This window comes from Moraxella sp. K02, from assembly GCF_041154755.1.
Classification (GTDB): Bacteria; Pseudomonadota; Gammaproteobacteria; order Pseudomonadales; family Moraxellaceae; genus Faucicola.
This window is the reverse complement of sequence record NZ_AP031590.1, coordinates 1,198,127-1,213,477: the sequence shown is the minus strand read 5'-3', so window position 1 is coordinate 1,213,477 and position 15,351 is coordinate 1,198,127. Positions and strand designations below refer to the sequence as shown.

Here is a 15,351-nt window from a genome sequence, read left to right as displayed (position 1 = left end):
CGCCATTAACGAGGCGTGATTAGACCATTGTCCAGTAATTCTTGCATCATCAAACCCGCTTCTTGTTCAAACGCGGCATTGATATCAATGATACGGCGCTGAAAAATACGGTACGCTATCACCGCAGGTATCGCAACCAGCATGCCCCCTGCTGTGGTAATCAGCGCTTGCGATACGCCAGCTGCCAGCATGGTCGGATCTTGCATTGCGCCTTCAGTAATGGCTAAGAATGATGAAATAATCCCCAGTACAGTACCTAAAAGCCCCAGCAATGGCGCGATAGCACCGATGGTGCCCAACATATTGATATGTTTTTCTAATTGGTGAATGGCGATACTGGCGCGGTTTTCCATATGCATGGTCATTGAATCAATCCCATGCTGGCGATTCATGAGTCCAGAAGCGAGGATATCACCCAAAGGCGAATTGAGTTTGACATTCTCAAGCGATTCACGATCAATATCGCCCTGCTCAATCAGCCGCTGCATCAATTGTTCACGCAGATGGGCGGGTGTCACTGTACTGGCTTTAAGTTTTATCGCGCGCTCAATGATGATAATCAACATCAAAATCGAACATAGGACAATGGGCCACATCAACCAACCGCCTGCTTTAACTAATTCCCACATCCGTTATACTGCCTTTGCCTGTCAATGACTAATAAATTGAGAAAACCAATCTAATGCGCAAGATTAATGCGCAAGTTGCGACTGAAACTGCACAATCAAAGCTTGTAATTCCTCTTCATTGTGAAAAAATATCTCAATACTGCCCTTGCCTTTTGAGGAGCCTTTGATTTTTACCACGGCACCGAGTTGTTCAGAGAGATGTTGGTTCAGTCGCAGCCTATCATAATCAATTTCTTGGCTTTGTGTCGGCGCTTTTGGATTTAAAATGTCTTTAACTAACGCTTCAGTCTGACGAACGGTCAATTGACCCTGTATAATTTTTTTGGCGATAACCGGCTGCTGTTTGGGTGACAGCGCCAATAATGCCCTGGCATGCCCCATATCCATTTGCCCTTCATTTAACGCTTGTTTGACATCGTCATGTAATTGGTTCAAACGCAGCAAATTAGAAACCGTTGTTCTCGCCTTACCCACCACATCGGCAATTTGCGAGTGACTCATGCCAAATTCATCATGAAAACGCTGCAATGCGGCAGCCTGTTCCATGACACTCAAATCTTCCCGTTGGATGTTTTCAATCAATGCCAAAGCGATTGCCAAGTCATCTGACATGGGGCGCATGATGGCGGGTATATGAGTTAAACCTGCAATTTGCGCCGCACGCCAGCGACGTTCACCCGCGATAATTTCATGGGTAATCGGGGAATTGGGCAATACTTTGGCTAAGGGTCGAATCACAATAGGCTGCATCACGCCATGCTGCTTGATAGACGTTGCCAACTCTTGCAAGGCATCTTCGTCCAAATCAATGCGCGGCTGATACTTGCCACGCTGCAAATACGTGACGTTGATATGCATCAAATTTAACCCAGCCACATTACTATTATCACTACTATTATCATTGGCATCGTTATATGCCGTATGGGTATTTGACGTTGGTGTTTTGGGATATTTTGGGGTAAATGGTTTGGGGGTTACCGCCGATGTAGGCGATTTTTTAGCTATGGCTCTAGTGTCGCGAGCTTTGGCTGATTCGTCATCCAAGATGTTTTGTCCATCATCGGTTGACTTGACATCTGGTGTTTCAGCGCTTTTCGCGTCGTCGACAGCGGCTTGAACATGCGCATCGATTAGATTACCGGTAATCAATTTTTCTGTTTTGATTGAGCCGAGTAACGCATCAAGTCCTCGATTTGATGCCAATCCACGCTTTTTAACCATGTTGAAATTCCCAATGCCATTAAATAGTTAAAAATGACTGATAAAAAATTAAACCAATGCCGCCATTTTTGAACTGGCTATTTTAGCAGATTCGCCATAGCTTGAAAAATATTTTCATTGCTTTTGCCAGTGCGCACTCGCCAACAAGTTAACAAAGAAAGTGCCTAACCAGCTTACTTTAGGCAAGTTGGAATTGGCGACTTTGCTTGATAATTTCATTGGCAAGGCGAATATACGCTTGTGAGCCTTTTGAATTCATCTCATAATCAAGCGCAGGAATGCCGTGCGCAGGGGCTTCTGCTAGACGAATATTACGAGGAATAATGGTGTTAAATAAAATCGGACCAAAATGCTCAATCAACTCCATAGAGACGTCATTTGCCAAGGTGTTGCGCGGGTCAAACATGGTTCTTAACACACCGCGGATATGCAAGTTTGGGTTTAGCAACTTCAAACGCTCAATGGTTTGCGATAAATCCGCCAATCCTTCCAATGCAAAATATTCACATTGCATCGGGATAATCACCCCTGATGTGGCACACATTGCATTGACGGTAAGTAAACTTAAACTCGGCGCGCAGTCAATCACGATAAAATCATACGGTTTCGTTGCGCGGCCGTTTTTGGCAGGCATATCAGCGAGCTGCTGCATGGCTTTTGACAAAATTGCATGATTTTCAGGCTTTTGACTTAAATGCAAATCACTGCCTGACAATTCATTGTTGGCACCGACAATATCAAACCCATTCGGGGTTTTGACAATCGCCTCATGGATTGGTAAATCATCCAATAGCACATCAGCAATACTGTACTCTAACTCGCGTTTATCTAGCCCTGATGCCGTGGTCGCATTGCCTTGGGCATCCAAATCAATCAGTAAAACTTTTTTGCGGCGATGTGCCAGTGCACTTGCCAAATTAACCGCGGTGGTGGTTTTGCCCACCCCACCTTTTTGATTAGCAATGGCTAAAATATCCATGAACTGTCTCGCAATGTGTTGATAAAAAGGTTAAAAATTGTAGTCAAAAACAGCCAGTTTTTCAAACCCTAATACCGGTAAAACTGGCTGAAATGGGGTGTTTATCTTTGCAAATAAATCAAATGGCGTGATTCATGCAGCTCAGGCACGGTTAACACCTGCGTGTTAATTTGCCACTCATTTTGAAGGGCTTGAATCTCGTCAACAGGTTCAACCCCCTTCATGGCACAAATGATACCATTGTCTGCCAATTTGCTTTGACTATGGGTGACAAAATCCACCAGCGATGCAAATGCCCTTGAGGTAATCACTTGATAAGTCCCTGCATGCGCTTCGATACGACTGGCAACCGGTGTTAGATTTTTTAACCCCAATTCACTGGCGACTTGCTTGATAAAGCGAATCTTCTTTTGGTTACTATCGAGTGCTGTCACCGCACGTTGTGGCTGACAAATAGCCACCATCACCGCTGGCAAACCCGCACCCGTCCCAATATCTAGCAAATCACCGGCTGGCAAAAATGGTACAATCGACAAACTATCAAAGATATGTTTGATTAATGCTTGTTGGTCATCTTTGATAGCGGTCAAATTATACGCTTTATTCCAAAATAACAGCTGCTGTAGATAATACAGTAGCTGTAATTGCTGCTCATCCGATAGCTGCAACTTTAACTCAGAGAGTGCTTGTTGCAACTGCGGCTTTAATTTTACGTACTGGGGTTGTAGCTTTACATTAATCTGCGCCATTAAAACACCCGATTAAGACCATTGAGCGCAGCAACGCGGTAGGCTTCTGCCATCGTTGGGTAGTTAAAGGTAGTATTGACAAAGTATTCTAGCGTATTGCTGCCCTTACTTTCCATCACTGCTTGTCCGATATGAATAATCTCAGAGGCGTGATTGCCATAGCAATGGATACCCAAAACCTCTAAGGTTTCACGGTGGAACAGTATTTTTAACACCCCACTACGCTCACCGATGATTTGTGCGCGGGCAAGGTGTTTGAAGAAGGCTTGACCGACTTCATACGGCACTTTTTCGGCGGTTAATTCTTGTTCGTTTTTGCCAATGCTTGAAATTTCAGGAATGGTATAAATACCCGTTGGCACACTGCGAACAGGTTGTGCGTTTTCATCGCCCACCATATAAGCAGCGGCGCAGCGTCCTTGGTCATAAGCCGCCGATGCAAGCGATGGCCAGCCAATGACATCCCCTGCGGCATAAATATTTGGGATATCGGTTTGGTAATGCTCATTGACTTTGAGTTGACCCCGGCTGTTTGCGCTGAGTCCGATGGCGGCAAGGTTGAGACTGTCGGTATTACCTGAGCGACCGTTTGACCATAAAATAGCATCTGACTTGATGCGTTTACCACTTTTTAGGTATAAAATCACGCAGTCATCATAAGTTTCTAGCCGTTCAATTTCTTCTTTGTTGCGAATCAACACGCCAAATTGTCTAAAGTCATGCGACAATGCGTCAGAAATCTCATCATCTAGATAGCTAAGCAACTGCTCTTGGGTGTTAATCAAATCTACTTTATAACCCAGACCGGTAAAAATAGACGCATATTCACAGCCAATCACGCCCGCACCATAAATAATAATGCGCTGTACTACATAATCCATTTGTAGGATTTTATCGGAATCAAATACGCGAGGATGGCTAAAATCTAACAAATCAGGACGATAAGGACGGCTACCCACGGTAATAATGGCTTGTTCAAAGGTAATGTCTTGCTCGGTACCATCACTCATATCAACATGAATGGTATGGGTATCTTTAAAACTTGCCCAGCCATTGATTAAGTCAATTTGATTGCGCTCGTAAAAACGGGTATGGGTTTCTACCTGATTACGCACCACTTCGCGCGCTTTGGTTAATACTTTATTAAGTGGAATCTGGTGATAGTCGATGCCCTGGTTTAAGATAGGATCGCGGCGATTACCGATAATATTAAACACCGACTGGCGCAATGCTTTACTTGGAATCGTACCTACGTGTGTACAGTTACCGCCCACTTGTTTGCGTGGATCAATCACGGCAACTTTTTGCCCAGATTTGGCGATTTTCATCGCTGCCGCTTCGCCCGCAGGTCCTGCGCCAATCACAATAGCATCATAATCATAGGCATGGCTAACGGCATCTTGACGCTTATAACGCTTTAAATTGATACGGGTGTTATCCAGCGGGCTAATTAAATCAAAATGCACCGATGCATCATCAAAATGTTTGACCTTATCGTCGTCTTCACTGATACTGACGGTATTGGCTTTTTTATCAGAATCCGAAATTTCAGTTTTGGTTGGTTTTGCCAAAATTTCGGTAATATTTTCTTGGGGCTCAATAATTGACTGCATATTGGAATCACAGATGTTTTCGTTTTCATTGTTTGTAGCGGGAATTTGAGTAACTTTGTCATTCATCCGTTTTTTTGGCATATTAGCTCCCATATTTTAAGCCTTGATAATGAATAAAAAATTTTTAAATTGAATATAAAATACAATAAATCAACCGTAGGTTAAGAGATTACATTAACCAATTCGACGTTTTAACCCCGTCATTTGTAAAATACGCGTCGCGATTTCTTCAATCGACATTGTTGATACATCAATATTTGGAATCCCTTGAGAAATATAAATACCTTGAATGGCGCGCAATTCCTGCTGACATTGCTGGTAACTTGCATAGCGGCTACCTGCACGGCGCTCGTTACGAATTTTCACCAGTCGATCGGTGTCAATCACCAAACCAAACAGTTTGTCACGGTAGGGCTTTAACGCTTTGGGCAACGAATTTTCATATAAATCATCTTCAGTCAACGGATAATTTGCCGCACGAATACCGAATTGCAACGCTAGGTATAAAGAAGTAGGCGTTTTGCCCGAACGTGACACCCCAACCAAAATAATATCTGCCGCATCATAATGGGTGGTACGCGCGCCATCATCATTATCTAAAGCAAAATGCACCGCATCAATACGCGATTTATAGTTCTCAGAATCGACATCCCCATGGGCATGACCGGTATGCGGTGCAGGTTGTACTTTGATTTCATCGGCAATTTTACTAATTAAACCTTCATAAATATCCAAGTTAAAGGCATCTGCACCGTTGATTCGCTCACGAATCACAGGGTCAACGATGGTATCAAAGACTAGCGGCTTTACCCCATCACGTTGGTGGGCAAGATTGATTTGATTGACCGCTTCATCGGCGCGATCAAGGGTATCAACATAAGGAATAACCCGGGTCTCAAATGGTACCGTGGGAAATTGACTTAAAATAGAGCGACCTAGGGTTTCAGACGTAATCGCGGTACCATCGGAGATAAAAAACACACTTCGCAACGACTGCGAATTTGCAAAATTTAAGGCGTCTTTATTTTGAATCGTGGCTTTGATTTGCTCAATGGTCATGAAAAATTATCCAAAAAAATGACAAGAAGCGTCCATACTATTTTAAATTAACACTGGTTTAAACTGACACTACTGACATTAGGGGTTAACCCCATTCATTCACCGCGTTTTTGGCAGTCAATGTCATCTATTAATGTCCTTATCAGTGCAGACACTATCGTTTGTCTCACGGGCATTTGTTTTACAGGTCGAGAGTTTGTTATTATACGTGACTTGTAGGCTTTAATCTAACAAATCGATGCTTAATTTGCCTTAATTAGCCATCAGTTATTGTCATTGAAGGCTTATCTACGTTTTTTATCCCCTTAAACTCAAAGATATCCAAGCAAAATTTTAGTTGGATTGTTGATGGCTGACAGTTTTTCTAAAATTATAAATTTTTTGCTAGAAAATCATTTTTTAAGATGAATTTTCTGCGAAATACCGTTATAATCTTTCCAAAATAATCTTTATTTCACGGAGTTATCACCTTGAACGCACAAGTTATCTCACTCGACAAGTTAGGCAAAAACGACATTGACAAAGTAGGCGGTAAAAACGCTTCATTAGGTGAAATGATTAGTCACCTAACGGATTTAGGGGTAAGCGTACCAGGTGGTTTTGCAACAACGTCTGAAGCTTTTAACAAATTCTTAATTGGTACAGGTCTTCAAGACAAAATCAAAGACGCGCTTCAAGGTCTGGATGTGGATGACGTTGCGGCATTGACTGCCACGGGCAAAAAAATCCGTGACATGATTATCGAGCAAGAGTTGCCTAAAGATCTAGAACAAGAAATCCGTGATGCCTTTGCCGAGATGAGCCAAGGCGAGGACATCGCTGTTGCAGTTCGTTCATCAGCGACTGCCGAAGATTTACCAGACGCCTCATTTGCCGGTCAACAAGAAACTTTCCTCAATATCCGTGGTATTGACAATATCTTGATTGCTATTAAAGAAGTCTTTGCTTCTTTATACAATGACCGCGCCATCGCTTACCGCGTTCACAAAGGTTTTGAGCACGCAGGTGTTGCGTTATCAGCTGGCGTACAACGCATGGTACGTTCAGAGACAGGCACTTCAGGTGTGATGTTCACCATTGATACCGAAAGTGGTTTTAATGACGTGGTATTTATCACAGCAAGCTATGGCTTGGGTGAAATGGTCGTACAAGGTGCGGTGAACCCTGACGAATTCTACATTTCAAAAGCGTTATTAAATGCCGGCAAACCCGCCGTAATCCGTCGCAACCTCGGTAGCAAACAACAAAAAATGGTTTATGCGGACGAGCACTCAGCTGGCAAATCAGTCAAAATAGTCCCAGTAGACAAAGCAGAACGCAACCAATTTTCACTGAGCAATGAAGAGTTGGTTGAACTTGCCAAACAAGCATTAATCATCGAAAAACATTATGGTCATGCGATGGATATCGAATGGGCAAAAGATGGTGACAGTGGCAAATTGTTCATTGTGCAAGCGCGTCCAGAGACCGTAAAAAGCCGTGAAAGTCAAAATGTCATGGAGCGTTACATCCTTAAAGAAAAAGGCGATGTCATCTGTGAAGGTCGTTCAATTGGGCAACGTATCGGCGCAGGTACTGTACGCGTGGTCAATTCAATCCATGAAATGGATAAAGTACAACCAGGTGACGTCCTTGTGTCTGATATGACTGACCCAGACTGGGAACCCGTCATGAAACGTGCCGCTGCTATCATCACTAACCGTGGTGGTCGTACCTGTCACGCGGCAATTATCGCGCGTGAATTGGGCGTCCCTGCCATCGTGGGTTGTGGTAACGCCACTGACCTATTGACCGATGGTCAAGCCGTCACTGTATCTTGTGCAGAAGGTGATACCGGTTATATTTACGAAGGTCAATTGGACTTTGAAATCCAAAACAACTCAATTGAGTCAATGCCAGACTTGGCATTTAAAATTATGATGAACGTCGGTAACCCTGACCGCGCATTTGGGTTTGCCCAAATCCCTAATGAAGGGGTGGGTCTGGCGCGTTTAGAATTCATCATCAACCGCATGATTGGTGTGCATCCAAAGGCACTGCTTAACATGAACACCCTACCACGCGAAATTGTACAAGCGATTCAAGAGCGCATGGCAGGTTATGCTTCACCGATTGATTTCTACGTTGATAAATTGGTTGAAGGTATTTCAACCCTAGCCGTCGCATTCAAAGATAAGAAAGTTATCGTACGTATGTCTGACTTTAAATCGAATGAATATGCAAACTTAATCGGCGGTAAACTATACGAGCCATCTGAAGAAAACCCCATGCTCGGTTTCCGTGGTGCCAGCCGTTACGTATCAGAAAACTTCCGTGACTGCTTTGAGTTAGAATGTCGTGCATTAAAACGCGTTCGTGATGAAATGGGCTTAACCAACGTTGAAATCATGATTCCATTCGTACGTACGACAGAGGAAGCGCGTAAGGTATTAGAACTGCTTGAGAAAAATGGTCTTAAACGTGGTGAAAACGGTTTACGCGTCATCATGATGTGTGAGTTGCCAACCAATGCCTTGTTGGCAGAAGAGTTTTTACAATACTTCGATGGTTTCTCAATCGGCTCAAACGATTTAACCCAGTTAACGCTTGGTCTTGACCGTGATTCGGGTATCGTATCTCAATCATTTGATGAACGTGACCCAGCGGTTAAAAAACTACTGAAAATGGCTATCGATGCCTGTAACGCACAAGGCAAGTATATCGGTATCTGTGGACAGGGCCCTTCTGACCATCCAGATCTAGCCATGTGGTTAATGGAACAAGGTATTACTTCTGTTTCACTGAACCCTGATTCAGTGTTAGATACTTGGTTCTTCTTAGCAAAAACCGAAAAATAAGCTGGTTAGCATTAATAAAGCCCTTAGTTTTGACTAAGGGCTTTTTTTATTTTTTAGGGTCAAAAAAAACCTAGCATGGATATAACACGCTAGGTTCTTTTGACGCTGCAATTTATAACAACACGCGGCGTGGATCTGCTAGTAATTTTGCAATATATCGGGTAAATACCGCAGCGTCCGCACCATTGATCACACGGTGGTCATACGATAATGACAACGGTAGCATTAAGCGTGGCTCAAACTCGCCTTTAGTCTCATTCCAACGTGGCTGAATGCTAGATTCACTGACGCCTAGAATCGCAACTTGTGGCCAATTGACCAGCGGCGTAAAGTAAGTACCGCCAAGATTGCCTTGACTTGAAATCGTAAATGACGCGCCGGTTAACTCTTTAGCAGATAGTTTTTTATCACGCGCTTTTTTGGCAAGCTCACCGATTTCAATCGCTAGTTGCTTGATGCCTTTTTGCTCTACATGTTGAATGACAGGAACTGTCAAACCATCCTCGGTTGCGACGGCAAAGCCTAAATTCACAGATTTACGGATGATAATCTGGGTATTGTCATCGCTTAAATGGCTGTTAAATTTTGGATGTTGCATCAGCGCGTAAGCAGTTACTTTCATGATGAAAGCCAGAATGGTTAGACTCACCCCTTCTTTTTTCATCTCATCTTTTAGGTCGCCACGCAATTTTTCTACATCGGTAATATCTGCCAAATCAAACTGGGTGACTTGTGGCAAATAGGTATTGTAATTAAGCTGCGGAATTGAGACTTTTTGTAGACGGGTCAAATCTTGGCGCTCAATTTCTCCCCAAATTTCCGTTTTACTCATATCGGGTAAATTAGGTAATCCTGAGCGAGCCGCTGATGGCGCAGATATATTATTTGCTGCTGCGGGCGTGCTAACTGCTTTTATTGTATTTTTGACATAAGCAAACACGTCTTCTTTGACAATACGCCCATTAGCGCCCGTACCAGTCACCTCACTGACATCAACACCCAATTGGCGGGTAAGTTTGCGCACCGCAGGACCTGCATAAACTGCGGCGTTTTTGGCATTAATTTGCGCTTCAGACAGTTTTGACTGTGAACTTGACTGGCTAGCTGTCGTGGTAGCGCTATTAGTTGAAGTCGACGCGGTATTTTGCGTTTTAACGACTGCTTGCTGAGTAGTATGGGTGGTCGCTTGCGGCTGTGAAGCTGAACTTGATGCAGATTGCACTGATCCCGCCGCTTCAATCACAACAAAGTCTTGACCATTGGTGACGGTATCGCCAGCGTTAACCAGTAATTCAGCCACTTTACCGGCGACTGGCGAGGGGACTTCCACCGAGGCTTTATCGGATTCTACCAACAACAAGGGTTGTTCTGCTGTAACCTCATCGCCTACTTTCACCATCCATTCACTAATCTGTGCCGACTCTACCCCAAGATCAGGCAAACCAAAGGTTTGTTTACCAGCGGGTGTGGATGATTGAGGGGCAGATACCGTTTGAGCAGGTGGCTGATTTTGGTTTGCGGCTGAATTGGCTTGACTGGCAGCTTGTTCTGATGAGTCACTGGCTAATGGCTGTTGCGTGGCTAATTGGGAGGTCATCACGATAAAATCTTGACCATTGGTGACCGTATCCCCTGCATTGACTAAAAATTTGACAATTTTTCCGCTGACAGGTGCCGGTACTTCGACCGATGCTTTATCGGATTCGACCAATACCAGCGGTTGTTCAGCAGTGACAGTATCACCTTCTTTGACCAACCACTCACTAATTTCTGCGGTATCGACACCCAAATCTGGCAATGTATAGGTTGCTTCAGCTGATGTAGATGTGGGCTGTGATTGGTTTGACGCAGCCATAGACGGCGCTTGCGATGAAGTCGTATTAGCCTCTTTAGTCTCTTTAGTCTCTTTAGTTTCTTTAATTCCTCCAGCTTCGTTAGATTGGGCTGCTTGTTGGTCTGTCTGTTGCGCAGATTGCTCTACGGGTGTAGTGTTGGATTGGCTATTGCCTGCACTGTCGATGGTGAGAATCACATCACCTTCTTTGACCTTATCGCCGATTTGAAGACTAATTGCTGTAATAGTCCCTGCTGATGTTGCAGGCACTTCCACAGAAGCTTTGTCAGACTCTAATAAGACAATGTTATCGTCCACATTGATGACATCGCCGACTTTGACCATAATTTCGCTGACTTCAGCGCTATCAACGCCTAAGTCGGGAACTTTGATTTCCATGGGTTTATCCTTAAAGTTTTATTTTTACTAAGTTGGCAATCAGCCGCTAATACGTGGCTGATTTTTTCCAATTATTAATTGATATTATTCAGGTTTTTCGTTAAGAATTGGCGCATCGGCTTTATCTTCTGCTTTGCCATCTGCTGAAATCGCTTCATCATCCTCTTCAACCAAGGTTGGTACAGGTTTTGGATGCGCGCCTAAAATCGCTGGGGCATCTGGGGATTGGTCGATTTGTACTTGAGGATACCAAGCAGGTGAAGCATCGGCATCAATACCTAGGCTACTAATGGCATCTTTGACCAAACGCGCATCAACTTCGCCTTCATCTGCCAATAGTTTGAGCGTTGCTACCACAATATGGGCAGCATCCACTTTAAAGAAACTACGTAATTGGCTGCGGCTATCCGAACGACCAAAACCATCGGTACCTAAGGTGGCATACGGACGACTGTCTGGTAGGTAGGCGCGGATTTGTTCAGAGAATATGCGCATATAGTCGGTGGCGGCGACTACAATACCTTCATGCTGGGCAAGCTGCTCAGTAATCCAAGGCGTACGCTGTTCATCTAGTGGGTGCAAACGATTGTACTCATCACATGCCATGCCCTCACGAGTGAGTTCATTAAAGCTTGTGACACTCCACACGTTGGCATTGATGTTGAATTCTTCAGCTAGAATTTGCGCGGCTTTTTCAACCTCACGTAAAATCACGCCCGAACCCAGCAATTGCACTTGTTTTGAACCATTATCTTTGAGCAAGTACATGCCTTTTTTGATGCCTTCTTCGACCCCTGTTGGCATAGCTGGTTGCTCATAGTTTTCATTCATTAAGGTGATATAATAGAAAACCCGTTCGCCTTCACCATACATACGGCGCAGACCATCTTGTACAATCACCGCTAGCTCATAACCATAACATGGGTCATAAGTGACACAGTTTGGTACCGTATTAAATAAAATCAACTGATGACCATCTTGGTGCTGTAAGCCTTCGCCATTGAGTGTGGTACGACCTGCAGTACCGCCAAGCAAGAACCCTTGCGCCTGCATATCGCCTGCGGCCCAAACTAAATCACCGACGCGTTGGAAACCAAACATGGAGTAATAGATATAAAAAGGAATCATCGGTAACGCATTGGTTGAATAACTGGTCGCTAACGCAATCCAAGTACTCATCGCACCCGCTTCATTAATGCCTTCTTCCAGCATGTGACCGTCTTTGGCTTCTTTGTAACCCATCAAGGCTTCATGGTCTTCAGGGGTATAATTTTGGCCCGATGCCGAGTAGATACCCAATTGGCGGAACATACCTTCAAGACCAAAAGTACGGGCTTCATCAGGCACAATCGGCACCACACGCTCTTGCAGCACTTTATTTTTTAGCAGTGCCGCTAGCAAGCGTACAAATACCATGGTAGTAGATTGCTCTTTGCCTGCACTACCTTGTAGTAATTTATCAAAAATCTCTAACCCTGGGACATCGAGTGGAATATGACCACTACGGCGATTGGGCAAATGTCCGCCCAGTGCTTGACGGCGACCTTTCAGATATTGGATTTCAGCAGAATTTTCATCAGGACGATAAAACGGCAATTCTTCAAGCTGCGCATCGGTAAATGGCAAATCAAAACGGTCACGGAAATATTTTAATGAATCAATTTCGAGTTTTTTGATTTGGTGGGTTTTGTTGACTGCTTGGCTTTGGTTAGATAAGCCATAACCTTTGACGGTTTTAACCAAAATCACCGTCGGCTGACCTTTGGCTTTCATGGCTTCACTAAATGCAGCATACACCTTCATCGGGTCGTGGCCACCACGGTCTAAATTTTGGATTTCTTGGTCAGTCCAATCTTTGACCATCTCGGCAAGCTCTGGGTATTTACCAAAGAAATAGTCACGGACAAATTTACCATCACGCGCTTTATAGACTTGGTATTCACCATCGAGGGTCTCAAGCATACGGTATTTGAGCGCGCCTGTATGGTCTTTGTCTAGTAGCGTATCCCATTTACCGCCCCAAATGACTTTAATCACCCGCCAGCCTGCACCGCGAAACACGGATTCAAGCTCTTGAATGATTTTACCGTTACCACGTACCGGACCATCTAGACGCTGTAAGTTACAGTTAATCACCCAAATCAGATTTTCTAGATTCTCGCGACCGGCTAGTGAGATAGCACCTAAGCTTTCTGGCTCATCGGTTTCACCATCGCCCAAGAATGCCCAGATTTTGCGACCTTCTTTTGGAATCAAGCCACGATTTTCAAGATATTGGTGGACATGCGCATGATAAATTGACATGATTGGGCCTAAACCCATCGACACGGTTGGGAACTGCCAATAGTCAGGCATCAAATAAGGGTGTGGGTAGCTAGATAGCCCCTTGCCCCCTACTTCACGGCGAAAATTCGTTAGCTGCTCTTCAGTCAATCGACCTTCTAAAAATGAGCGAGCATACATCCCTGGCGAACCGTGACCTTGATAATAAATCATATCACCGCCAAAGCTTTCACTCGCTGCGCGCCAAAAATGGTTAAAACCTGTTTCGTATAACGTTGCGCTAGAGGCAAAGGTCGCTAAGTGACCACCTAAGTCGTCGTCATTTTTGTTGGCACGCATCACCATCGCCACCGCATTGTAACGAATGATAGCGCGAATTTTACGCTCTAGGGTTAAATCACCGGGATACGAGGGCTGATCTTCTACCGGAATAGTATTGATGTAAGCGGTATCAAGGCGGTTAACGCGTAACCCTTCTTGTACCGCCTTATCATAGATGGCTTTTAGTAAAAAAGTAGCACGTTTTTTTCCCACTGACTTGATCACCGAATCAAAGGCGTCAAGCCATTCTTGGGTTTCTTGACTATCAGGGTCTTTAAAATACTGATATTGCATTTTTCGTTCCTTCTGGCAATGGCATCCATCCATGGAAATAACCTAGAATGGAGCTAGGTTGTAAACGACTCAAAGTATTCAACTATTAGACACAAAACATTGTTATAAATAGCGATAGCAATATTTTACATGAAAAAAATATTTATGTATTTTCGCTAATTTTTGATAGGTATTTAGTTATGAAATAAAGGTAAAAAAAACAACTGTTTTTTCTGACCCAATAGTAAATTTATCGACAAAGTAAAGCGATAAAAGCGTTAAATCGCTTGACAGTCAACCATCAACACTTATCAACTGCTTTTTGATAAGCTGGACGAGCTTGGCATTTTTTTAACCAATTGTGAATGTTGGCGTATTTTGCCTCTAAACTATGGGTTTCTTGCATGGCGTTTATGCCAAATTCAAGCTGTATATCAGCGCCGCTAAATTGGTTGCCAGCAAGCCATTCATTACTCCCCAAATGCTTATCTAACATCTTGAGCTGTTCGGTTAGTGAATGATTCAGATAAGATTTGTCTATCCCTGATTTGAGTAATTTTGCCACTTGCTTGATACCTATCGGTGATTTTTCTATCATGGTAGCAAATATTAGTCGGATAATAAGCAAGGGCATCAACGAGCTTTCGGTAAAATGCAGCCAATATCGATACTGTTCATACGCCTCACTGCCATAATCTGGGCGAAATTTTTTATTCAGCACCAGTTGTGAGATTGGATGTGCATCTTGCGGGTCGCTTAACTGGTCATAGTTATCAATCAAATACTCAATGATATTGGCAGATTCAATCAGCGTTTTTTCATTATCTTGCAGGATAGGTGCCTTACCCATCGGGTGAATTTTTTGCAAAGATTTGGGTGCCAAACCATGATGGCGTTCGTACTTGGTCAACTGATACGGCAGCTCTAATTCCTCTAATAGCCAAAGAATACGAAACGAACGTGATTTTTCAAGGTGATGTAGATGCAGTTTTGACATGGGTATACTCGTCTTCTAATGTAATAGGATTTTTGGAACAAAGTAACTTTAAATTTTATAAGGCTTTAAACTTACTGGCTGTTGCGAAATTGTAGAATTCAGCGAAAAAAAACCAGCTTATTGATTGATAAGCTGGTTTGATAAAGCGAGGTTACAA

10 protein-coding genes are annotated in these 15,351 nt (G+C 43.6%); 1 reads left to right on the top strand and 9 read right to left on the bottom strand.

The annotated features are described in order from the left end of the window. Positions 1 to 5: 5 nt before the first annotated feature. From ACAM39_RS05525 to ppsR, 6 genes are all read right to left on the bottom strand, one after another. Complete coding sequence (locus tag ACAM39_RS05525) at positions 6 to 629, bottom strand: MotA/TolQ/ExbB proton channel family protein (protein WP_369628519.1); 624 nt, start codon at positions 627 to 629, stop codon at positions 6 to 8. 63 nt (positions 630 to 692) lie between these two features. Then, positions 693 to 1,850, bottom strand: a complete 1,158-nt coding sequence (locus ACAM39_RS05520) for a ParB/RepB/Spo0J family partition protein (protein ID WP_369628518.1) — start codon at positions 1,848 to 1,850, stop codon at positions 693 to 695. A 178-nt stretch (positions 1,851 to 2,028) separates the two neighbouring features. Further along, positions 2,029 to 2,829 carry a ParA family protein gene (locus ACAM39_RS05515; RefSeq protein WP_369628517.1) on the bottom strand — a complete coding sequence of 267 codons (801 nt, stop codon included), beginning with the start codon at positions 2,827 to 2,829 and terminating at the stop codon, positions 2,029 to 2,031. 101 nt (positions 2,830 to 2,930) lie between these two features. Next, positions 2,931 to 3,578 carry a 16S rRNA (guanine(527)-N(7))-methyltransferase RsmG gene (rsmG, locus tag ACAM39_RS05510; RefSeq protein WP_369628516.1) on the bottom strand — a complete coding sequence of 216 codons (648 nt, stop codon included), beginning with the start codon at positions 3,576 to 3,578 and terminating at the stop codon, positions 2,931 to 2,933. Further along, positions 3,578 to 5,257, bottom strand: coding sequence for a Si-specific NAD(P)(+) transhydrogenase (gene sthA / locus ACAM39_RS05505; protein ID WP_472828272.1), 1,680 nt, complete (start codon positions 5,255 to 5,257; stop codon positions 3,578 to 3,580). The genes rsmG and sthA overlap by 1 nt, the downstream gene beginning before the upstream one ends. Positions 5,258 to 5,365: 108 nt before the next feature. After that, positions 5,366 to 6,250: a posphoenolpyruvate synthetase regulatory kinase/phosphorylase PpsR gene (gene ppsR, locus ACAM39_RS05500; RefSeq protein ID WP_036596013.1), complete on the bottom strand. Its 885-nt coding sequence runs from the start codon at positions 6,248 to 6,250 to the stop codon at positions 5,366 to 5,368. A gap of 470 nt (positions 6,251 to 6,720) precedes the next feature. On the opposite strand from ppsR, the gene ppsA reads away from it, so the two are divergent. Beyond that, positions 6,721 to 9,087, top strand: a complete 2,367-nt coding sequence (ppsA, locus tag ACAM39_RS05495) for a phosphoenolpyruvate synthase (protein WP_369628514.1) — start codon at positions 6,721 to 6,723, stop codon at positions 9,085 to 9,087. Positions 9,088 to 9,199: 112 nt separating this feature from the next. Here ppsA and ACAM39_RS05490 read toward each other — a convergent pair whose 3' ends face one another. The 3 genes from ACAM39_RS05490 to ACAM39_RS05480 form a co-directional block, all read right to left on the bottom strand. Further along, positions 9,200 to 11,320, bottom strand: a complete 2,121-nt coding sequence (locus ACAM39_RS05490; RefSeq protein WP_369628513.1) for a 2-oxo acid dehydrogenase subunit E2 — start codon at positions 11,318 to 11,320, stop codon at positions 9,200 to 9,202. Between the two features lie 84 nt (positions 11,321 to 11,404). Continuing rightward, on the bottom strand, positions 11,405 to 14,218 hold the full coding sequence (gene aceE, locus ACAM39_RS05485; protein WP_369628512.1) for a pyruvate dehydrogenase (acetyl-transferring), homodimeric type: 2,814 nt from the start codon (positions 14,216 to 14,218) through the stop codon (positions 11,405 to 11,407). A 280-nt stretch (positions 14,219 to 14,498) separates the two neighbouring features. Next, on the bottom strand, positions 14,499 to 15,194 hold the full coding sequence (locus ACAM39_RS05480; RefSeq protein ID WP_369628511.1) for a glutathione S-transferase: 696 nt from the start codon (positions 15,192 to 15,194) through the stop codon (positions 14,499 to 14,501). Positions 15,195 to 15,351: the final 157 nt, after the last annotated feature.

What these genes read in the sequence shown, in the direction of transcription:
- aceE (WP_369628512.1), bottom strand. Translation starts at nt 14,218, where the DNA reads ATGCAATATCAGTATTTTAAAGACCCTGATAGTCAAGAAACCCAAGAA.
- ACAM39_RS05490 (WP_369628513.1), bottom strand. Translation starts at nt 11,320, where the DNA reads ATGGAAATCAAAGTTCCCGACTTAGGCGTTGATAGCGCTGAAGTCAGC.
- ACAM39_RS05515 (WP_369628517.1), bottom strand. Translation starts at nt 2,829, where the DNA reads ATGGATATTTTAGCCATTGCTAATCAAAAAGGTGGGGTGGGCAAAACC.
- ppsR (WP_036596013.1), bottom strand. Translation starts at nt 6,250, where the DNA reads ATGACCATTGAGCAAATCAAAGCCACGATTCAAAATAAAGACGCCTTA.
- ACAM39_RS05480 (WP_369628511.1), bottom strand. Translation starts at nt 15,194, where the DNA reads ATGTCAAAACTGCATCTACATCACCTTGAAAAATCACGTTCGTTTCGT.
- rsmG (WP_369628516.1), bottom strand. Translation starts at nt 3,578, where the DNA reads ATGGCGCAGATTAATGTAAAGCTACAACCCCAGTACGTAAAATTAAAG.
- ACAM39_RS05525 (WP_369628519.1), bottom strand. Translation starts at nt 629, where the DNA reads ATGTGGGAATTAGTTAAAGCAGGCGGTTGGTTGATGTGGCCCATTGTC.
- sthA (WP_472828272.1), bottom strand. Translation starts at nt 5,257, where the DNA reads ATGAATGACAAAGTTACTCAAATTCCCGCTACAAACAATGAAAACGAA.
- ACAM39_RS05520 (WP_369628518.1), bottom strand. Translation starts at nt 1,850, where the DNA reads ATGGTTAAAAAGCGTGGATTGGCATCAAATCGAGGACTTGATGCGTTA.